The sequence below is a fragment of the Streptomyces sp. R44 genome (assembly GCF_041053105.1).
Lineage (GTDB): Bacteria > Actinomycetota > Actinomycetes > Streptomycetales > Streptomycetaceae > Streptomyces.
The window spans coordinates 4,867,493-4,887,186 of the sequence record NZ_CP163444.1; the positions used below are offsets into that span (position 1 = coordinate 4,867,493).

General features: G+C 70.4%; 22 protein-coding genes. 9 read left to right on the forward strand and 13 right to left on the reverse strand.

Annotated elements, in window-relative coordinates; translation table 11 throughout:
• Positions 1–10: 10 nt before the first annotated feature.
• The 4 genes from tgmC to AB5J54_RS22735 all read right to left on the reverse strand — a co-directional run bounded on the left by tgmC (position 11) and on the right by AB5J54_RS22735 (position 2,873).
• On the reverse strand, positions 11–1,141 hold the full coding sequence (gene tgmC / locus AB5J54_RS22720; protein WP_369145742.1) for an ATP-grasp peptide maturase system methyltransferase: 1,131 nt from the start codon (positions 1,139–1,141) through the stop codon (positions 11–13).
• Entirely contained in the window at positions 1,138–2,088 is a 951-nt protein-coding gene (tgmB, locus tag AB5J54_RS22725) for an ATP-grasp ribosomal peptide maturase (RefSeq protein WP_369145743.1), read from the reverse strand. The genes tgmC and tgmB overlap by 4 nt, the downstream gene beginning before the upstream one ends.
• Positions 2,085–2,396 (reverse strand): putative ATP-grasp-modified RiPP, encoded by a 312-nt coding sequence (tgmA, locus tag AB5J54_RS22730; RefSeq protein ID WP_369145744.1) that lies wholly within the window; start codon positions 2,394–2,396, stop codon positions 2,085–2,087. The genes tgmB and tgmA overlap by 4 nt, the downstream gene beginning before the upstream one ends.
• Positions 2,397–2,699: 303 nt before the next feature.
• Entirely contained in the window at positions 2,700–2,873 is a 174-nt protein-coding gene (locus AB5J54_RS22735) for a hypothetical protein (RefSeq protein WP_369145745.1), read from the reverse strand.
• Positions 2,874–3,022: 149 nt separating this feature from the next.
• Here AB5J54_RS22735 and AB5J54_RS22740 point away from each other — a divergent pair, with 149 nt between their 5' ends.
• A complete protein-coding gene (locus AB5J54_RS22740; protein WP_369145746.1) occupies positions 3,023–4,105 on the forward strand; it encodes an XRE family transcriptional regulator in 1,083 nt (360 codons plus the stop codon).
• Positions 4,106–4,122: 17 nt separating this feature from the next.
• Complete coding sequence (locus AB5J54_RS22745; protein ID WP_369145747.1) at positions 4,123–4,701, forward strand: HD family hydrolase; 579 nt, start codon at positions 4,123–4,125, stop codon at positions 4,699–4,701.
• Between the two features lie 4 nt (positions 4,702–4,705).
• On the opposite strand, the gene AB5J54_RS22750 is transcribed toward AB5J54_RS22745, so the two are convergent.
• The 3 genes from AB5J54_RS22750 to AB5J54_RS22760 form a co-directional block, all read right to left on the reverse strand.
• Positions 4,706–5,521: a hypothetical protein gene (locus AB5J54_RS22750; RefSeq protein WP_369145748.1), complete on the reverse strand. Its 816-nt coding sequence runs from the start codon at positions 5,519–5,521 to the stop codon at positions 4,706–4,708.
• 256 nt (positions 5,522–5,777) lie between these two features.
• A complete protein-coding gene (locus tag AB5J54_RS22755) occupies positions 5,778–8,198 on the reverse strand; it encodes an HAD-IC family P-type ATPase (RefSeq protein WP_369145749.1) in 2,421 nt (806 codons plus the stop codon).
• A gap of 88 nt (positions 8,199–8,286) precedes the next feature.
• Positions 8,287–8,595: a DUF2530 domain-containing protein gene (locus AB5J54_RS22760; protein ID WP_369145750.1), complete on the reverse strand. Its 309-nt coding sequence runs from the start codon at positions 8,593–8,595 to the stop codon at positions 8,287–8,289.
• Between the two features lie 180 nt (positions 8,596–8,775).
• On the opposite strand from AB5J54_RS22760, the gene AB5J54_RS22765 reads away from it, so the two are divergent.
• A complete protein-coding gene (locus AB5J54_RS22765) occupies positions 8,776–10,206 on the forward strand; it encodes an NCS2 family permease (RefSeq protein ID WP_369149427.1) in 1,431 nt (476 codons plus the stop codon).
• Here AB5J54_RS22765 and AB5J54_RS22770 read toward each other — a convergent pair.
• The gene (locus AB5J54_RS22770; protein ID WP_369145751.1) at positions 10,176–10,400 is read right to left on the reverse strand and encodes a hypothetical protein; all 225 of its coding nucleotides are present in this window, start codon (positions 10,398–10,400) and stop codon (positions 10,176–10,178) included. The genes AB5J54_RS22765 and AB5J54_RS22770 overlap by 31 nt on opposite strands.
• Before the next feature lie 201 nt (positions 10,401–10,601).
• Here AB5J54_RS22770 and AB5J54_RS22775 point away from each other — a divergent pair, with 201 nt between their 5' ends.
• Positions 10,602–11,045 carry a MarR family winged helix-turn-helix transcriptional regulator gene (locus tag AB5J54_RS22775; protein WP_030693586.1) on the forward strand — a complete coding sequence of 148 codons (444 nt, stop codon included), beginning with the start codon at positions 10,602–10,604 and terminating at the stop codon, positions 11,043–11,045.
• A 26-nt stretch (positions 11,046–11,071) separates the two neighbouring features.
• Complete coding sequence (locus AB5J54_RS22780; protein WP_369145752.1) at positions 11,072–12,409, forward strand: MFS transporter; 1,338 nt, start codon at positions 11,072–11,074, stop codon at positions 12,407–12,409.
• Positions 12,410–12,492: 83 nt separating this feature from the next.
• On the opposite strand, the gene AB5J54_RS22785 is transcribed toward AB5J54_RS22780, so the two are convergent.
• Positions 12,493–12,993, reverse strand: a complete 501-nt coding sequence (locus AB5J54_RS22785; RefSeq protein ID WP_369145753.1) for a GNAT family N-acetyltransferase — start codon at positions 12,991–12,993, stop codon at positions 12,493–12,495.
• A gap of 33 nt (positions 12,994–13,026) precedes the next feature.
• Here AB5J54_RS22785 and thpR point away from each other — a divergent pair, with 33 nt between their 5' ends.
• Positions 13,027–13,611 (forward strand): RNA 2',3'-cyclic phosphodiesterase, encoded by a 585-nt coding sequence (gene thpR, locus AB5J54_RS22790; RefSeq protein ID WP_369145754.1) that lies wholly within the window; start codon positions 13,027–13,029, stop codon positions 13,609–13,611.
• A gap of 186 nt (positions 13,612–13,797) precedes the next feature.
• On the forward strand, positions 13,798–14,787 hold the full coding sequence (locus tag AB5J54_RS22795; RefSeq protein ID WP_369145755.1) for an aldo/keto reductase: 990 nt from the start codon (positions 13,798–13,800) through the stop codon (positions 14,785–14,787).
• 12 nt (positions 14,788–14,799) lie between these two features.
• Here AB5J54_RS22795 and AB5J54_RS22800 read toward each other — a convergent pair whose 3' ends face one another.
• Positions 14,800–15,333, reverse strand: coding sequence for a MarR family winged helix-turn-helix transcriptional regulator (locus AB5J54_RS22800; protein WP_369145756.1), 534 nt, complete (start codon positions 15,331–15,333; stop codon positions 14,800–14,802).
• A gap of 47 nt (positions 15,334–15,380) precedes the next feature.
• Here AB5J54_RS22800 and AB5J54_RS22805 point away from each other — a divergent pair, with 47 nt between their 5' ends.
• Complete coding sequence (locus tag AB5J54_RS22805; RefSeq protein ID WP_369149428.1) at positions 15,381–15,782, forward strand: carboxymuconolactone decarboxylase family protein; 402 nt, start codon at positions 15,381–15,383, stop codon at positions 15,780–15,782.
• A gap of 4 nt (positions 15,783–15,786) precedes the next feature.
• Here AB5J54_RS22805 and AB5J54_RS22810 read toward each other — a convergent pair whose 3' ends face one another.
• Both AB5J54_RS22810 and AB5J54_RS22815 read right to left on the reverse strand, forming a co-directional pair.
• Positions 15,787–16,467, reverse strand: coding sequence for a GDSL-type esterase/lipase family protein (locus AB5J54_RS22810; protein ID WP_369145757.1), 681 nt, complete (start codon positions 16,465–16,467; stop codon positions 15,787–15,789).
• A 98-nt stretch (positions 16,468–16,565) separates the two neighbouring features.
• Positions 16,566–17,414, reverse strand: a complete 849-nt coding sequence (locus tag AB5J54_RS22815; RefSeq protein WP_369145758.1) for an alpha/beta fold hydrolase — start codon at positions 17,412–17,414, stop codon at positions 16,566–16,568.
• Positions 17,415–17,484: 70 nt separating this feature from the next.
• Between AB5J54_RS22815 and AB5J54_RS22820 the strand changes: the two genes are divergently transcribed.
• Positions 17,485–18,480, forward strand: coding sequence for a WD40 repeat domain-containing protein (locus AB5J54_RS22820; RefSeq protein ID WP_369145759.1), 996 nt, complete (start codon positions 17,485–17,487; stop codon positions 18,478–18,480).
• Between the two features lie 92 nt (positions 18,481–18,572).
• Here AB5J54_RS22820 and serC read toward each other — a convergent pair whose 3' ends face one another.
• Positions 18,573–19,691 (reverse strand): phosphoserine transaminase, encoded by a 1,119-nt coding sequence (gene serC / locus AB5J54_RS22825; RefSeq protein WP_369145760.1) that lies wholly within the window; start codon positions 19,689–19,691, stop codon positions 18,573–18,575.
• Between the last annotated feature and the right edge of the window lie 3 nt (positions 19,692–19,694).

Sequence of the window (19,694 nt, forward strand, 5' to 3'; positions counted from 1 at the left end):
CTGTCCTTGGTCAGTTCGGCCAGGTGATGGTCTGTGCTTCCGGAGTGAGTGTGATCCGGAAGCGGTCGAGGCTGGGGGAGCCGTCCTGGCGCCATCGAGCCACGTTTTCCTCGATCCGGTTCCACAGGCGGTCCGGACCGCCTTGGCGGACGATCCAACGATCGTCGCCGTCACGGTGGAGCGCGGCCCACGCTCCCGCAGCCACGTCGATGAGTACGGGCCGCCCCTCGCCGTCGTCGGAGGAGAGCCGGATGAGCTGAGCCCGAGGCGCGGCGAGTTGGGCGACGAAGCGGGTGGTCCAGTCGTCCAAGGCGTCCGGGCCGAGGGCGGTGGCGCGTTCCTCGCCGCTCGTGAGATCGGGGAGTACTCCCAAGGACGGTGGGACCTGGGGGCGGGCCGGCATGAAGGAGATGCGGCCGCCCAGGAGCCGGCCGTGGGCGGCGCCGTCGGCGTCGATGATGAGGCGGGCGAGCTCGGAGGAGTACATCCAGCCGCACACGGTGGCCAGGATCTGGCCGCCGGGTCTGGACTGGGCGAGCCAGGCGGGTGGGATCGACAGAACTCCGCAGGTGGCCACGATCCGGTCGTACGGGCTGCCGTCCGGGTCCCCGGCGAGACCGTCCCCGACGAGCAGGCGGGGCATGTGCCCCGTGCTGCCGAGGGCGGTGCGGGCACGGACGGACACGTCCTCGTCGACCTCGACCGAGGTCACGAGGTCGTCGCCGAGGCGGTGACACAGGAGGGCGGTCGAGTAGCCGGTACCGGTGCCGATCTCCAGGACGCGCATGCCGTCGTCCAGAAGGAGCTCTTCGAGCATCCGCACCACGAGGCTCGGCATGGTGCTGGAGCTGGTCGGAGACCGGAAGATCCGGCCCTGAATGTCGCCCGGGGTGATCGTCCCGGCGATCTGGGTCACCAGCGACTCGTCCGAGTACGCGGCCGGGAGCCACGCCGGGTCCTCCGGCATGACCGGCTCCCAGCCGGTGGGGCCGTTGCCGTCGACCCGCCGGAAGTAGCCGCCGCGTAGGAACTCGTGGCGAGGTGTTTGGACCACGGCCCGGCGCCAGCCGGCCGAGCGCAGGTGACCACCTGCGGCCAGCCGGTCGGCCAGGTCCCGTCGAAGGATCGCGTCGTCGTTCACGTGGCCTTCCTCTCCAGAAGGTCGGCCATGGCCGCGACCATGGGCAGTCCCGTCTCCGGCGCCATCCACGCCCACTGGCCTGAGGGGTTGCACTCCAGGAACCACCATGCCCCCGCACGGTCCACCGCGAAGTCGAAAGCGCCGAAGACCAGTCCGAAGTGGTCGAGGTAGCGGCGGAGGGCGTCGGTGATTCCCGGCGGCGGTTGGACGACGGTGTAGTTGAGCCGGTCGTAGTCCGTGCGCCAGTCGAGCAGCCCGGAGTCGATCCGTACGCAGAACACCTGCTGGCCGATGACGGTCACACGAACATCGGCGATCTTGTCGATCCGATGCTGGAACAGGTGGGCGGTGCCGGCCACACGCTCGTCGATCTGGTCCAGAGTGACCTCGCCGACCTCGACGGTGCAGGACACCCCGTCGACACGGTAGAGGGGCGTCGACAACGGCTTGTAGAGAACGGGCCCCTGGGCCCGGATGAAGGACCGGGCGGCGACGGGGTCCGACGTGACCAGTGTCGGCGGGACCCGGAAGCCGCACCGAAGGGCGGCCGCGAGGCCGGAGGGCTTGAACTCGGCATCGCCGATGCGGTGGGGGTGGTTGACGTACAGGCAGTCGGGGAGCGAGGCCAGGATGCCACCGAGACCGTAGCGGGCCTGGGTGACCGCGAAACGGGCGTCCTGTTCGTCGAGGTGGGTGAAGGTGAAGCCGGAGGGCCGACGGTAGTACAGCGACCGTACGCGGGAGAGGTCGGCGGTCCGCGTGGGGGTGGACAGTGTTCCTGCGATGCCATGAGGCGTGAGGGTGGCCGCGAACGACAGGGTGGCGGGGAAGTCCCCCGAGTCGAGCCGCACGACCGGGACGCCCCGGTCGTGCAGCTCTCCGATCACCAGGTCGGCCGTGGGGTCGTCGATCATGGTGACGACCAGCACCGGACCGATGTGGGTCACTGGTCGGAATCGTTCCCGGTGTCGCTGTCCCCGCCGCCGGAGCCGCCCCCGCTGGACCCGTCGGCCGGGTTGCCGGTGTTGGTGGCCGGGTTGGTGCCGGTACTGGTGCCGTGCGCGGGCATCTCCATGACCTGGCCCGCCTGGTCGAAGTAGCGGGCGGTCTGGCTGTCCGGGTCGACCTCGGCCCGCGACCAGGCCGGAGCCATGGCGGGGTACGGGACCATGCGCTGCACGCCCCAGGGGGCGGGGGTGGCGTGGCCCATGGGCAGGGGCGATCCGGTCGGGAGCCGGTCCATGTGGTGGAACAAGGGATTCTCCAGGCTTGGTTCGCAGGGGCATCCGGCCCGCCGGATGGAAGGGTCGGGGTCTCGGCCGGCATGCGCCGGGGTTCTCCGTGAGGGCGGGCTACGGGACAGCGGCGTGGATGTTGTCCGCCGAGGTCGTCCACTCGACGCCGTTCGTGGGTCGAATGTGGGCGACGCGGACCACGCGGCCGTCGTTGTGCAGCTCGTGCGTCACCGCCGTCAGTTCACCTTCGCCTTGACTGGCGATGTCGCGAACGCGGGTGTGAAGCAGGGGGTGTTGCTCGTAACCGTCGTGACCGACCTGGTTCACGTCTTCGTCTCCCGTACGGCTCCGACCTCGGCCCGCCGCATGAACGTCACCCAGCCCGCAACCGCCCGCATGCGGAGCGCCCGGCTGGGAGCGCCCGGGGTCGGGTCGGGGGAGTGGTGGATCCGTCCGCTGGATCCGGGCGTTCGGCGGGGCAGTTCCGAGGTGGTCATACGATCACTCCTCTCGCGGGCCGAGGACGTCAACGCCCTTGACCCGTACGGGTGCTGGTTGTTTCCGCGTCTTGAACGTACGGTCGGGGCGGGCGCGGTAGGACTGACTGGCAGTACGTGTAGGAGACGGAGCGGTCTCGGGAGCCGACATGGTGAAGCCGCCGGTACGAGGAACCGTTGCGGGATTCGTGCTGCGTCTGGCGCGCGAGAGCATCCCGCGTACGCAGGTGTCCATGGCGGAAGCGTTGGCCGTGGATCTGGGCACGATGCAGGGCTGGGAGTCGGGGCGTAGACCGCTGGCGAACGTGAAGGCCGGAGCGCTGCTGGCTCTGCGGCGTCGACTGGGTGTGCTGGGCGCGGACCCGGCGGTGGTCGGGCTCTTGGACGCGGCGATGGACGCGGACCAGATCATCGGTGCCTCGTTGGAGCCTGCGGATGACATCGGGCTGCACCCACTCGCGACCTGGGTCCACACCCGGGACACTGCTCACATGCTGGCCTGGGCCCTGAACGGAGTGGCGCCCCCGGCACTCACCGGACGGGTCACGGGTCCCCGGCGAGGTCCTGCCGCCGCCGCTCCGCTGCTGGCGTCGGAGGACAGGGCGCTGTTCTTCGACCGCCTGCGCCGCACTGCCGAGGTTGCCCGGAGACCTGGGGGTGGCACGCTGCTGCACCGGCAGGCTCTCTACCTCGCCTCGTACGACCGGGGACCGGAAGCAGCCGCGTGGACGGCGCTCGCCCTGCACGCCCGGCGGGGAGTTCTCGCCCGCCGAGGATGGTCCGAGCACTGGGCCGAGGCCCGCTCGACTGCAACGGCGCTGGCCCGTCTGGGCGATCCCCAGCCACTTCTGGACTTCATCGAGCGTTCCCTGGCCGGTGACGACACCGCTGAGGCGGCGAACCTCAACTACTGGGCGTACTGGCTGGGCGGCGTACGGCTTCCCCAGTCCGATGACCAGTTCATGCGGGACCGGCAACTGACCGGCTGGGATCCCGTCACACTCTTACGCGGACTCACGCATGGGATGCACCAAGCTCCGGGATACGTCGATCTCTACGCGCACACCCTGTGGGCCCTGCTGGCTGCCCACCCATGGCTTCCGCAGGCGTCACCACCACTGGCACGGGACCTGGCTCAGCGCACAGGCCGACTGCTGGACGAAGGTGTCGCCTCCGGAAGAGCCCGCCATGAACTCGACACCGTGCATTACGTTTTGCGTGATCGCACCTGAGAACCGGAGGTCACCACATGGCAGACGAGACGGCGAACGCGCAGGGTACGGCCGGGTTCATCTTCGAGATGGGCGTGCTCAAGAACGCCAAGCGGACCGGATGGTGGTTCACCGGCAACAACAATCCCGAGTCGATCGCCGAACACTCGTTCCGGGTGGGCGTCATCGGCGCCGTCCTGGCCATGATGGAGGGTGTGGACCCCGCCAAGGTCGCCTTGATGTGTCTGTTCCACGACACGCAGGAGACGCGGATCGGGGACATCCCGCACATCGGGCGCCGCTACATCGACGCCGCGACGAATCAGACGGTCACCGCCGATCAGGTGTCCGCCGCGCACCCGGCGGTGAGGGCCGGGGTGCAGCGTGTGGTGGAGGAGTACGAGGCCAACGACACGCCCGAGGCGATCGTGGCCAAGGACGCGGACAAGCTGGAGTGCCTCGTGCAGGCCGTCGAGTACCGCGCCCAGGGCAACACCCTGGTCCAGGACTGGATCGACACGTCCCTGAACAGCCTCAAGACGCCGTCCGCCCAGGCCCTCGCCGAGGCCGCGCTCACCATGTCACCGCTGGAGTGGCGCAAGACCTTCCTCGGCTGACGGGTCACCTCCGGACGGCTTCCAGTCTTTCCCTGATGGTGGCGACCCTGGTGTGGACCTGGGCGGCAGGGAGGGGGGTTCGGGGGCGGGGGACGGGTTCGCCGCGGCAGGGACCGCAGTCGCCGCCTTCGAGGGTGTCGGCGTATCCCGGCGCGCCGCAGGTGCCGCATTCGAGGATGCGGGGCGGGGCCGGGGTGCGGCGGATGGGGAGGGGCGGGAGCTTGTCGGTGAGGCGGCGGCGGACGAGGCCGGCGGGGTGATGGACGGGCTGCGGTAGGCCGGTGGTGAGTACGCGCAGGATGAAGTCGTCGGTGGCCTCGCGGTCGAACCACTCCTCGACCAGCGGGGTGAGGGCGTGGCACTCGGCATGCGACAGGGACAGCGCGGAGTTGGAGCGGCCGAGGGCGGCGAGGAGGACGTAGGCGCGTGAGCGCGTGTTCCGCTTCGACTCGCGGGGGACGTCGCCCTGCTGGAACGCCGCCCACCACGCGCTGTCACGCGGCGTTCGGGTGAACCACGTTCGAGTGATCCATTTTCCGTTCGGGCACTCGCGTCCGCGCCGCAGATGTCCTGCCCGCTGGATGCGGTTGAGCGCGGTGCTCAGGGCGACCTGGCCGTACGGCAACTGCTTGGCCAGCGTCTTCACCGAGATGTCGCTGCCCTCGGGCAGCCGGTCGATGTACGCGGCGACGGCGGCCTCGCGGGCCGGGAGGTGAGCGAAGTCCTGCGGGCCCCGGGGGAGCTGGTGCGGCGCGGCACGTTTGCCGTATCCCGGGTTGGCCAGGGGGTGGGGGGCAGCACTAAAGTCGGTGTTAGCCATGGTGATCGGTCCGATCTCTCGATCTCGGTGGTGAGACCCCCTCCAGGTGTTCCCGCACCTTGTGGGGGTCGCTTGTTTCCCAAGCTCGCCGGTCACGCTAGAGGCATATGACACTGCGTGGCAAGTCGGCCACCCTCCGTCAACTCGCGGGGTGGGTGGGTGGGTTGAATCCCAGGCCCGATCCCATTCCCTCAAACACCGCTCGAAGCTCGGCGCTTGAGCTTCGGGGCCGGCCGCGCCCCACGTCGGGCCTCGGCTACGCCGGGAACCTCCGGTCCACCCACCGCCACGCGAGTTCCAGCAGTGCCGCGCCCGCCGCCGCGATGGCCACCGCCGTCCAGGGCATCGTCACGCCCACCAGCTTCAGGGCGAAGAACTCCTGGAGCCACGGGACGGCGAGGACGAGGAGGAAGGCGGCTCCCATCGCGGCGACCAGGGCGACGCGCCACCAGGTGTAGGGGCGGGCGATGATCGCGAGGACCCACATGGAGACCAGGAAGAGGGTGAGGGTGGCCGCGCTGGTCTCCGCGCCCAGGGCGTCCTCGCCCGTGTAGTAGTGGCGCGCCAGCACGTACGTGGTGAAGGTGGCCGCCGCCGCGACGACGCCGCCGGGGATCGCGTACCGCATGACCCGCCGTACGAAGTTCGGCTTGGCGCGTTCCTTGTTGGGGGCGAGGGCGAGGAAGAACGCCGGGATGCCGATCGTGAGGGTGGAGAGCAGGGTCAGGTGGCGGGGGAGGAAGGGGTACTCCACCTGGGAGACGACCACCAGGATCGCCAGGAGGACCGAGTAGACCGTCTTCGTGAGGAAGAGGGTGGCTACTCGGGTGATGTTGCCGATGACGCGGCGGCCTTCCGCCACCACCGACGGGAGCGTCGCGAAGCTGTTGTTCAGGAGGACGATCTGCGCCACCGCCCGCGTCGCCTCCGAGCCCGAGCCCATCGAGACGCCGATGTCGGCGTCCTTCAGGGCCAGGACGTCGTTGACGCCGTCGCCCGTCATGGCGACCGTGTGGCCGTGGGACTGGAGCGCCGCGACCATGTCCCGCTTCTGCTGCGGGGTGACCCGGCCGAAGACCGCGTTCTCGTCGAGGACCTTCGCCATGTCCTCCCGCGCGGTGGGCAGGTGCCGGGCGTCCACCGTGTTCTCCGCGCCCGGCATGTTCAGTTTTCCGGCCACCGCTCCCACCGAGACCGCGTTGTCGCCCGAGATGACCTTGGTGGCGACGTTCTGGTCGGCGAAGTAGGCGAGGGTGTCGGGGGCGTCGGGGCGCAGGCGCTGTTCCAGGACCACCAGGGCGGTGGGGCGGGTGTCCGCCGCCACCTCGGGGGAGTCGAGTTCCCGGGTCGTACGGGCCAGGAGCAGGACCCGCAGGCCCTGCTCGTTGAGGTGGTCGATCTCCGGGAGTGTCGGGTCGCCCGCCTTCAGGAGGACGTCCGGGGCGCCCAGGAGCCAGGTCGAGTCCTCCCCGTCCCCCTCGCTGAAGGACGCCCCGCTGTACTTGCGGGCCGAGGAGAACGGCAGGCTCTCCGTGCAGCGCCACTCCACCGTGTCCGGGTAGGCGTCGATGATGGCCCGGAGGGAGGCGTTCGGGCGGGGGTCGGACTCGCCGAGGGCGCCCAGGACCTTGCGTACGTAGGTCTCGTCCGATCCGTTCAGGGCGCGCACTTCCGTGACGTCCATGCCGCCCTCGGTGAGCGTGCCCGTCTTGTCCAGGCAGACCACGTCCACCCGGGCCAGGCCCTCGATCGCCGGCAGCTCCTGCACGAGGCACTGCTTGCGGCCGAGGCGGATCACGCCGATCGCGAAGGCGACGGAGGTGAGGAGGACGAGGCCCTCGGGGATCATCGGGACGATGCCGCCGACCGTGCGGGCGATCGCGTCCTTGAAGTTGTCGTCCTTCACGACGAGCTGGCTGATGACGAGCCCGATGGCGGTCGGGACCATCATCCACGTCACGTACTTGAGGATCGTGGAGATGCCCGTACGCAGCTCGGAGTGGACCAGGGTGAAGCGGGAGGCCTCCTCGGCGAGCTGGGCGGCGTACGCCTCGCGGCCGACCTTGGTGGCGGTGAACGCGCCGCCGCCGGCGACCACGAACGAGCCGGACATCATGCGGTCGCCCGGTTTCTTCACCACCGGGTCCGCCTCGCCCGTGAGGAGCGACTCGTCGATCTCCAGGCTGTCGGCCTCCGCCACCTCGCCGTCGACGACGACCTTGTCGCCCGGGCCCAGCTCGATCAGGTCGCCCAGGACGATCTCCGAGGTGGACAGCTCGGCCGCCACTCCGTCGCGCCGGACGGTGGGTTTCGCCTCGCCGATGACCGCCAGACCGTCGAGGGTCTTCTTGGCGCGGAGCTCCTGGATGATGCCGATGCCGGTGTTGGCGACGATCACGAAGCCGAAGAGGCTGTCCTGGATCGGCGCGACGAACAGCATGATCACCCACAGCACGCCGATGATCGCGTTGAAGCGGGTGAAGACGTTCGCGCGGACGATCTCCGTGGTCGAGCGGGAGCTCCGTACGGGTACGTCGTTGACCTCGCCGCGCGCGACGCGTTCGGCGACCTCGGCGGAGGTCAGTCCTCCGGGGCGGTGCACGACGGGCGGCCCGGTCGTCGCCGTCCCGGCTTCGGACCTGCCGCCGCCCGTGTCGATCTTCGCCCGCTGAGTCATGTTTTCGACGGTACGACCGGATTCGGTCGTTCACCTGCCGAGGAGGGCGAAGATCAGACCGGGGGAGGAGGGGAATCGTCCCCTGGTGCTACGCGCTCGTGCCCGGGTGCGACTCGGGGCTTCCGGTGGTCTCGGTGGTCGCCGCCGCCTGCGCCGCCGCGTACCGCTTGATCGCCGCGTCCCGCTTCCGCACGTACCAGATGCCGATCAGGCCGAGCCCGGCCCCCGCCAGGCACGTCCACACCCACCAGGTGAGGTCCCGGTCGTCGAACCAGCCGTAGAAGGGGACCTGGACGAGGAAGAGGACGAACCAGAGGATCGTTCCGCCGGTGATGGTGGCGACGACCGGCCCTTCGAGGGGCTCGGGTGCCTCGTGCTTCGGTGTCCACTTCGCCATGGGGCTCAGTCTAGGCCGGTCATTTTCGTGTCTACGCGCGGAGATGGACTGGCACTCGTTCATGTGTTCATACTGAAACGGTTTGCCTCTGGCGGGTTCCCTTCGTATGAACCGCCAAAAAAGGACTTTCTGAACCTCCGAAGAGGAACCCCCATGAGCTCGACGGCCACCGCCAAGGCCATGCCCCCGTCACCGGAAGACCAGCTCCCCGCGGGCCCCGTCTCCGGTCTCGACCGCTACTTCAAGATCTCCGAGCGCGGCTCGACCGTCGCCCGCGAGATCCGCGGCGGCTTCGCCACCTTCTTCGCGATGGCGTACATCATCGTGCTGAACCCGATCATCCTCGGCAGCGCCAAGGACATGTACGGGCACCAGCTCGACAGCGGTCAGCTCGTCACCGCAACCGTCCTCACGGCGGCGTTCACGACCCTCCTCATGGGTGTCATCGGCAACGTCCCGATCGCCCTGGCCGCCGGACTCGGCGTGAACACGGTCGTCGCCCTCCAGCTCGCGCCGAAGATGTCCTGGCCCGACGCCATGGGCATGGTCGTCCTCGCCGGCATCGTCGTCATGCTGCTCGTCGCCACCGGGCTGCGCGAGCGCGTCATGAACGCCGTCCCGGTCGGCCTCCGCAAGGGCATCGCCATCGGCATCGGCCTCTTCATCATGCTGATCGGCCTCGTCGACTCGGGCTTCGTCTCCCGCATCCCCGACGCCGCGCACACCACCGTCCCGCTCCAGCTCGGCGGCGACGGCCACCTCACCGGCTGGCCGGTCCTCGTCTTCATCCTGGGCACGCTGCTCACCCTCGCGCTGATCATCCGCAAGGTGTCCGGCGCGATCCTCATCTCGATCGTCGTCATGACGATCGTGGCCATGGTGATCAACGCGGTCGCGACCGTCCCCTCCTGGGGCCTCACCACCCCCGAGTGGCCCGGCAACCCGGTCGCCTCGCCCGACTTCGGTCTCGTCGGCCAGGTCAGCCTCTTCGGCGGCTTCGGCAAGGTCGGCCTCCTGACGGGCGTCCTCTTCGTCTTCACCGTGCTGCTGTCCTGCTTCTTCGACGCCATGGGCACGATCCTCGGCGTCGGCGACGAGGCCAAGCTGATCGACAAGGACGGCAACTTCCCCGGCATCAACAAGGTGCTGCTCGTCGACGGCCTCGCCGTCGCCTCCGGCGGCGCGACCTCGTCCTCCGCCACCACCTGCTTCGTGGAGTCCACGGCAGGCGTCGGCGAGGGTGCCCGCACCGGTCTCGCCTCGGTCGTGACCGGCGCGCTGTTCTCCGTGGCGCTGTTCCTCACGCCGCTCGCGACCATGGTGCCGTCGCAGGCCGCGACCCCCGCGCTGCTCGCGGTGGGCTTCCTGATCCTGGCCGGGTCGGTCAAGGACATCGACTGGAGCGACTTCACCATCGCGGTGCCGGCGTTCCTGGCCATGGTGATGATGCCGTTCACCTACTCGATCACGAACGGCATCGGCATCGGCTTCATCGCCTTCACCGTGCTGCGCCTCGCGGCCGGCCGGGGCCGTGAGGTCCCGGTGGCCATGTACGTCGTGTCGGCGGTCTTCGTCTTCTACTACGCGATGCCGGCGCTCGGCCTGACCTGATCCCCGGGCGCGTCGGACGCCCCGTAGAACTTCTCCGTCTCGTCGACGGCGGTCTTGAACCGCTCGTCGAAGTCCTCGCGAATGAGCGTCCGGGCCACATAGTCCTGGACGCTCATTCCTCTTTTCGCGGCGTGACTCCTGAGCCGGTCGAGCAGCTCACCGTCGATGCGCAGGCTGAGCACTGTCGATCCCATGCCGTTCAGGGTCGGGGCAGCCGGGGCCCCTTTGCGTCACTTTCCGGATCCGACTCACTCATTTGGGTGATACATGGATGCCGAAGCGTGATCTGGCGTGTGCCGTGCTGTCGCCGCGCGCGGGAGTTGTGGGTGTGATGCGTGTGACGTCCGACCCCTCCCGTTGGTATTTAGACAGAGTAATGAGTTAGGCTAACGAACATGCCAGATCTGTCCCACGGCACCGCCGACGACGCCGCGGCCGTGAACGCGCTCCGCTCCTCCGTCATGCGACTGGGCCGACGCCTCAAGCACCAGCGCGTCGACGAGTCGCTGAGCCCCACCGAGATGTCGGTGCTCGGCACCCTGTCGCTCTGCGGCTCCGCCACCCCCGGTGAGCTGGCCCGCAAGGAGCACGTCCAGCCGCCGTCGATGACCCGCATCGTCGCGCTGCTCGAAGCCAAGGGACTGGTCCGGCTCGAGCCGCACCCCGACGACCGCCGGCAGAAGGTGGTCAGCCAGACCGAGCAGGCCGAAGCCATGCTCGAAGAGTCCCGCCGCAAGCGGAACGCCTGGCTGGCCTCCCTCGCCGAAGGCCTGGACGAGGACGAATGGGCGAAGCTGCGCGCGGCCGCCCCGGTCCTGGAGAAGCTCGCCCACCTTTGACCGAGGCGCCAAGGAGGCGACGCACTTTGAGTACGGGACCCGGAGCAGACTCCGCACCCGTCCATAAACCCACCCTCAAGACCCGTGGGCGGGGGGAAACCTTCTCCTCGCTCCGCATCCGCAACTACCGGCTGTTCTTCACCGGAGCCATCGTCTCCAACACCGGTACCTGGATGGCGCGGATCACCCAGGACTGGCTGGTCCTGAGCCTCACCGGCTCGGCCGCCGCCGTCGGCATCACGACGGCCCTGCAGTTCCTGCCGATGCTGCTCTTCGGGCTGTACGGCGGTGTCATCGCCGACCGCTACCCGAAGCGACGCCTGCTCCTCGTCAGCCAGGCGGCCCTCGGCCTGTGCGGGCTCGCGCTCGCCGCCCTCACCCTCTCCGGCTCCATCCAGGTCTGGCACGTCTACCTGATCGCCTTCCTCCTCGGCATGGTGACGGTCGTCGACAACCCGGCCCGGCAGACCTTCGTCTCCGAGATGGTCGGCCCGAAGCAGCTCCGCAACGCCGTCTCCCTGAACTCCGCGAACTTCCAGTCCGCGCGGCTCATCGGACCCGCCGTCGCCGGTGTCCTCATCGCCGGGGTCGGCAGCGGCTGGGCCTTCCTCCTCAACGGGCTCTTCTTCCTCGGGCCCATCACCGGCCTGCTCCTGATGCGGCCCGCCGAGTTCCACCCGGTGGAGCGCGTCCCGCGCGGCAAGGGGCAGCTACGGGAAGGACTGCGGTACGTGGCGGGCCGGCCGGACCTGATCTGGCCGATCGTGCTGGTCGGCTTCGTCGGGACCTTCGGTTTCAACTTCCCGATCTGGCTCACCGCCTTCTCCGGCGACGTCTTCCACGTCGGCGCCGGTTCGTACGGCCTCCTCAACACCCTGATGGCCGCCGGCTCCCTCGTGGGCGCCCTCGCCGCCGCCCGCCGCGGCTCCACGCGGCTGAGGATGCTGGTGATCGCGGCGGCCGTCTTCGGCGTCCTGGAGATCGCGGCGGCCCTGTCGCCGGCCTTCTGGGTGTTCGCGCTGCTGCTCGTGCCGATCGGCATGATCGGCCTCACGGTGAACATCACCGCGAACTCGGCCGTCCAGATGGCCACCGACCCCGCCATGCGGGGGCGGGTCATGAGCCTCTACATGATGGTCTTCGCCGGCGGTACGCCGATCGGGGCCCCGCTCCTCGGCTGGGTCACCGACACGTACGGCGCGCGCGTCGGCTTCGCCACGGGCGGCGTGATCTCGCTCGCGGCGGCGGTCATGGTGGGCCTGGTGCTCGCCCGGGTCGGCGGACTCAAGGTCGCGATGGGCTGGCACCACGGGCACCCGCAGGTGCGGTTCGTGGCGCGGGAGCGGCTGGCGACGGCCGCCTGACGGTGCGGGGTGCGGGGTGCGGGGTGCGGGGTCACTGATGCGGGGCGCTTCCGGCGCCCCGGCGCCCCGTGTCCCGTCGCCCCTCAGAACCGCCGTTCCAGCACCTGGCCCGGCCAGTCGCCCACCTGGAACGGTTCCGTGCGGGTGAAGCCCCGGCCCTCGTAGTACTCGATCAGGCGGCCCTCGCTGCCCGCGAAGCAGTCCACGCGGAGGAGCGACACGCCCTGGCGGCGGGTCTCCGCCTCCGCGTGGGCCAGGAGCGCCGCTCCCACCCCGTGGCCGTGGAAGCGGGCGTCCGTCGCCAGGAGGCGGACGTACACCTCGGGCTCGTCCGCCGGGGCGATGTACTGGCCGGGGTGCGGGGTCAGCGTCATCGTGCCCGCCGGTACGCCGTCGATCTCGACGATCCACGGATCGCCCTCGGACATCGTCCGCTCGACCTGCTCCACCGCCTTCGGCCGCCCGGAGAAGGACTCCGTGCCCCACTGGGCGGTGATCCCCTTGTCGTTGAGCCACACCACGGCGCTGTCGAGTATCGCGAGTATCGCGGGGAGGTCCTCCGCCCCGCCCTTCCTGATCTTCATGCCGGAGACGTTAGTCGGTGCCAGACTTCTGTCATGAGGCTCTTCGCCGCCGTCGTGCCCCCGCCGGAGCGGCTCGACGAGCTCGGACACGTGGTCGGCCGGCTCCGTCGGCTGCCCGGGGCGGACCGGCTCCGCTGGACCGCGCGGCCCGGCTGGCACCTCACCCTCGCCTTCATGGGGGAGGTCGAGGAGGAGCTGCTGCCCGAGCTGCGGGTGCGTCTTGAGCGGGCCGCGCACCGGACGCCGCCGTTCTCGCTGCGGCTGCACGGCGGCGGGCATTTCGGGCGGCGGGCGCTGTGGACCGGGGTCGCCGGGGATCTGGACACGCTGCGGCTCCTCGCCGAGCGGTCCGACGCCGCCGCGCGCCGGGCCGGGGTGGCGATGGACGAGCACCGCCGCTACCAGGCGCACCTGACCGTCGGCCGGGCGCGGGGGGACGGGGTGGCGCTCGGTTCGTTCGTGGACGAGCTCGGCGGGTTCGAGGGGGCGCGGTGGCCGGTGACCGAGCTGGCGCTCGTGCGGTCGAACCTGCCGGGGGGCGGGGTGCCGGGCGCGCAGCCCCGGTACGAGACGGTCGGCGCCTGGCCCCTTGAGGGGCGCGAGGGGCACTCGGGTTAACCTCGTCGGGTGGACCCGAAGACCCGTAACCGGATCATGGCCGGCGTGCTCGTACTGATGTTCGCGATCATCGCGGTGGCCTCGCTGGCCGGCCAGTAGCCCCCCGTACCCCCTCGTACCCTTCCCTGCCCATGCCGTGGGAAGGGCCTTGCTTCGAGTGCGCTCGAAGCAGTTGGCTTGACGTCCATGGAGTACACGCAGCTCGGACGCACCGGACTCAAGGTCAGCCGACTCGTCCTCGGGACGATGAACTTCGGACCGCAGACGGACGAAGCCACCAGTCACGCCATCATGGACACCGCCCTCGACGCGGGGCTCAACTTCTTCGACACGGCCAATGTGTACGGGTGGGCGGAGAACAAGGGGCGTACGGAGTCGATCATCGGCTCCTGGTTCGCCCAGGGCGACGGACGCCGTGACCGCACGGTCCTCGCCACCAAGGTGTACGGGAACATGGGCCCCGACGGCGAGGCCTGGCCCAACCACGACAAGCTCTCGGCGCTCAACATCCGCCGCGCCGTGGAGGCCAGCCTGAAGCGGCTCGGCACCGACTACATCGACGTCTACCAGTTCCACCACATCGACCGGGCCACGCCCTTCGAGGAGATCTGGCAGGCCGTCGACGTCCTCATCCAGCAGGGCAAGGTGCTCTACGCGGGCTCCTCGAACTTCCCCGGCTACAAGATCGCCCAGGCCAACGAGGCCGCCGCCCGGCGCGGCTCGGTCGGGCTCGTCAGCGAGCAGTGCCTCTACAACCTCTTCGAGCGGCGCGCCGAGATGGAGGTGATCCCGGCCGCGCAGGAGTACGGCCTCGGCGTCATCCCCTGGTCGCCGCTGCACGGCGGTCTGCTCGGCGGCGTCCTGAAGAAGGAGACCGAGGGCAAGCGGCGTACGGAGGGCCGCGCGGCGGCCACCCTGGCCGACCCGGCCGTCCGGGCCCAGCTCCAGGCCTACGAGGACCTGCTCGACAAGCACGGCCTCCAGCCGGGCGAGACGGCCCTCGCCTGGCTGCTGACCCGCCCCGGCGTCACGGGCCCGATCGTCGGCCCCCGCACCCCGGACCAGCTGGCGGGCGCGCTGCGTGCGCTGGAGCTGGAGCTGAGCGAGGAGGTGCTGGCCGGCCTCGACGAGATCTTCCCGGGTCCGGGCCCGTCTCCGGAGGCCTTCGCCTGGTGACGTGACCTCTTCCTAAGGGGTTCCCAGCCAGCTGGTGGCGTCCAGGCGGAACGCCGTCTCCGCGGGGACGACGTTCCGCAGGGCCGCCTCCATGTCGCGGACGCGGTCCGTGCCGAGGGTGGCGGCCCATTCCGCCCGCAGGTCGTCGAAGATCGCGGCGGAGCGGGCGAGGGCGTCGTATCCGCGCGGGGTGAGCCGGACCAGTTTGCGGCGCGCGTCGGCGGGGTCGTCGGCGCGCTCGGCGTAGCCGACGGCGAGCAGGCGGTCGACGGTCTTGCCGGCGGCCTGCTTGGAGACGCCGAGGCGCCGGCCGATGTCGCTGGCGGTGGCGCCGTGGACGCCGATGGCCTGCATGGCGAAGCCGTGGGCCGGGCGCATGTCGGGGTGGCCCTCCTCGGCGAGGCGGGCGTGGAGCCGGTCGATAAGGGTGCGGAAGCCGCCGAAGAGGAGCAGGGGCAGCTCGTATCCGGGGGTGTCCCGTACGGGTACCCCCTTGCCCTTATCGACAACCTGGTTTACGTTTTCTCCAGCGACATGGTCAACCATGTTGTCCATTCTAGCCAGGGGGAACCGCCTTGTCCGCACCCGTCGACATGTCCGCCCGCACCGCCGCCGCCGTCGCCCTCCTCAAGGAGTCCCCGGAGACCCTCGACGGCTTCCTCAAGCTCAGCGCGGTCTTCGAGTCCACCACCCTCGACCCGCACTCCCGCGAGACGGTCATCCTGACCGTCGCCGAACGCAACCAGTGTCACCTCTGCGTCGACATGCACGAAGCGAAGATGGCCGCCCTCGGCCCGGCCCCCGACGCCGAACGCCTCGCCGCCGTAAGGACGTTCACCCTCCGCGTCCTCGCCTCCTCCGGCGCCGTCGGCGACGAGGACCTCGCCGACTTCGAGAAGGCCGGCTACACCCGCCGCAACGCCCTGGAGGTCGTCCTCGGCATCGGTACGTACACGGTGTCGACCTTCGCGAACCGCCTCACGCGGGCCGCCTGACCCCTCAGCCGGCGTACCGGCCGCCCAGGCCCCACGCCTGGTGCATCGCGTCGGCGAACGCGGCGGCCAGCTTGCGCTCGCCGCTCGGGCCGGGGTGCGTCCCGTCGTACGTGTCCACCCGGAGGTCGTACGACTCCGGAACCGTCGCCAGGAGCAGCGGCGAGGCCGCCGTGTCCAGGTCGGCGACCGCCTTCGCGAGGAGCTCGTTGAAGCGGGCGCACTCCGCGGCGAAGTCGGCGTCGTACCCGGCGCGGACGTTCGGGATGACCGGCAGGAGGACCGCCCGGACGCGGGGGTTCGCGGCCCGGGCCGCCGCCACGAACGCCCGGACGTTCTCCTCCGTCTGGTCGCTGTTCGTGTAGAAACCCAGGTCGATCAGACCCAGCGAGATCAGCAGGACGTCCGCCCCCGTCGCCGCGACCGTCCCGCCGATCACCGGCGCCATGTGCAGCCAGCCCTCGCCCCACCCGGCCAGATGACGCCGGGCGGCGGCGGGGAACGCCGGATCGGGGTACGCCTCCGAGGCCGGGGCGTCGGCGGCGGGGTCGTACAGACCGGAGCGCGGGCCGACGATCTCGTACCCACCGGGGAGCGTCGCCTCCAGGTGCTCCCACATGCGGTAACGCCAGGTCCAGTCGCCGGCGCGTCCGATGGTCATGCTGTCGCCGACGAACAGAAAACGCATGGTCACATCATCGCGGACCGTGTCCCGGAGCTGCGACGTGATCCGGGACACGGACCCCTTCTACGGGCCCCTTCTACGGGCCCCTTCCACGGGCCCCTTCAGGCGGCCAGGAAGCCGTCGACCGCCGCCACGAGCCCCGCCGCGTCGTCGTGCCACGGGAAGTGCCCCGCCCCCGCCAGGACCGCGAGCTCCGCCTTCGGGAACAGCTCCGCGTACGCGGTGGCCGTCGGCACGGGGGTGTTGGCGTCGCCCTCCCCGGCCACGACGAGCACCGGACGGTCGAACTCCGCGAACACCGCGCGCGTGGCCGCCGGTTCGAAGGCACCCTCGCTCGCGTAGACCCCCGCGGCCTCCCCGTTCCGCCGCCGGTGACCGTCGGCGTGCCGCTCCCGCGCCGCCTCGTCCCAGGTCCCGTGGAAGAACGGCGCCACCGCCTGGAACGTCTCCGCCGAACCACGCCCCGCCGCGAGCTCCTCCAGCGCCGCGTACGCCGGGCCGAACCACGGCTCCTCCTCGCGCCACGCCTGCCGCGCCGCCGCGAGCCGCTCCTCCCCGGACGTCTCCAGACCGACCGCCGCCGTGCCCGGCGTCAGGAGGACCAGCCGCGCCACCCGCTCCGGATACCGGGTCACGTACAGCGCGGCCAGGTTCGCGCCCGCCGAGTGCCCGAGCAGGTCGACCGAGTCGAGCCCGAGGTGCACCCGCAGCGCCTCCACGTCCTCGACGAGCCGGTCGCAGCGGTACGAGTCCGGGTCCTCCGGTGCCTCCGACGCGCCCGTGCCCCGCAGGTCCAGACGGATCAGCGTCCGGTGGGCGGCGATCCCGCCCAGGTCCCCGAGGTAGACCGAGTCCTGCATGGGACCGCCGGGCAGACAGATGAGCGGGGCGCCGGAACCGGACGCGTGGTACGCGAGGAGGGTGCCGTCGGGAGCGGGGAAAGTAGGCATGGGCGCGACCATGACAGCGGCTTGGGAGCAGGTCAAGAAGGTTTCCGTGCCGTCGTGGCAGGCTTGATCCATGCGATCTGCTCTCTGCGCCCTCGGCGCGGCCGCTGCCCTGGCGCTGCTCCCGGCCGGCCATGCCCGTGCCGAAGGGCAGGAACCCGACCGGGACTTCACGATCGAGGACTCCCGGATCACCGAGTCCAGCGGCCTCGCCGCGAGCCGGGCCCACCCCGGGATCTACTGGACGCACAACGACCAGGACGCGCCCCTGATCTACGGCATCGACTCCCGTACGGGAAAGACCGTCGCCACCCTGACCATGGCCGGCGTCGGCACCCCCCGCGACATGGAGGCGATCGCCGTCGGCCCGGACGGCGCCCTCTACGTCGGCGACATCGGCGACAACCTCGACGGCTCGTGGGACCACGTCTGGATCTACCGCTTCCCCGAGCCGAAGCAGCTGAAGGACCAGACCGTCCGCGCGCAGCAGTACGTCGTGAAGTACGCCGACGGGGCCCGCAACGCCGAAGCCCTGATGGTCCATCCGAAGACCGGCCGGGTGTACATCGCGAGCAAGAACGAGGACGGCGGCGGCCTGTACGCCGGCCCCGAACACCTCTCCGCCTCCGGCACCAACGTCTTCCGACGCGTCGGGGACGTCCCCTGGGTGACGGACGGCGCCTTCTCCCCGGACGGCGACCGGCTCGTCCTGCGCGGCTACTTCAGCGCCAAGGAGTACGCGTGGAAGGACGGCCGCCTCGCCGACGAGGGCACGGCGGTCGGGGCCCCCTTCCAGGGCCAGGCGGAATCGGTGACGTACACGACCGACGGCTCGGCCTTCATGTTCGGCTCGGAGGGCAGGAACAGCCGCGTGGTGCGGGTGGACCGCACCTCCGGAGGGCCTTCGGCGAAGCCCAAGCCGACGGAGGCATCGGGCGGCACACCGAAGTCCCCGGCAGCGGCCGACAAGAACGACCCGGGGAGCGGGAGCGCCACCACCGGCTTCCTCGTCCTGGCGGGAGCCACCGTCCTCGTCGTCGGCGTCAAGCGGCTGCTCCGCAAGCAATAAGTCAAGCGGCTGCTCCGCAAGAAATAAGGGGACAGCCGAAGGGCCCGGCGTCGGACATGTCCGACGCCGGGCCCTCCGTACGACCGCAGAGGTCAGAGCTTCTCGATGACGTAGTCGATGCAGGCCGTCAGGGCCCGCACGTCCGCCGGGTCGATCGCCGGGAACATCGCGATGCGCAGCTGGTTGCGGCCCAGCTTGCGGTACGGCTCGGTGTCCACGATCCCGTTGGCGCGCAGCACCTTCGCGACCGCCGCCGCGTCGACCTCGTCCGCGAAGTCGATCGTGCCGATGACCTGCGAGCGCTTCGCCGGGTCGGTGACGAACGGGGTCGCGTACTTCGACTCCTCCGCCCAGCCGTACAGCGCCTGCGAGGACTCCTTCGTCCGGGCCACGGCCCAGTCCAGACCGCCCTGGCCGTTGATCCACTTCAGCTGCTCGTTGAGCAGGAAGAGGGTCGAGAGCGCCGGCGTGTTGTACGTCTGGTTCTTCAGCGAGTTGTCGATCGCCGTCGGGAGCGAGAAGAACTCCGGGATGTGGCGGCCGGACGCGTGGATCCGCTGCGCCCGCTCCAGAGCGGCCGGGGAGAAGGCCGCGAGCCACAGACCGCCCTCGGCGGCGAAGGACTTCTGCGGGGCGAAGTAGTAGACGTCCGTCTCGGTGATGTCGACCGGGAGACCGCCCGCGCCGGAGGTCGCGTCGACCAGGACGAGCGCGCCCTCGTCGGCGCCCGCGACCCGCTTCAGCGGGGCGGCGACACCGGTGGAGGTCTCGTTGTGCGTGTACGCGTAGACGTCCACGCCCGCCTCGGCCACCGGCTCCGGGTGGGTGCCCGGGTCGGAGGAGATCACGGTCGGCTCGGCAAGCCAGGGAGCCAGCTTGGCGGCCTTCGCGAACTTGGAGGAGAACTCGCCGAAGGTGAGGTGCTGCGACTTGTTCTCGATGAGACCGTGCGTCGCGACGTCCCAGAAGGCGGTGGAGCCGCCGTTGCCCAGGATCACCTCGTAGCCCTCGGGCAGCGAGAAGAGGTCGGAGATGCCGGCACGTACCTCGCCGACCAGGTTCTTGACCGGAGCCTGGCGGTGGGACGTGCCGAGGAGGGAGGTGCCGGTGGCGGCCAGGGCGTCCAGCGCCTCCGTACGCACCTTGGAGGGGCCCGCGCCGAAACGGCCGTCGGCGGGCTTGATGTCAGCGGGAATCTGGATCTCAGCCACGAG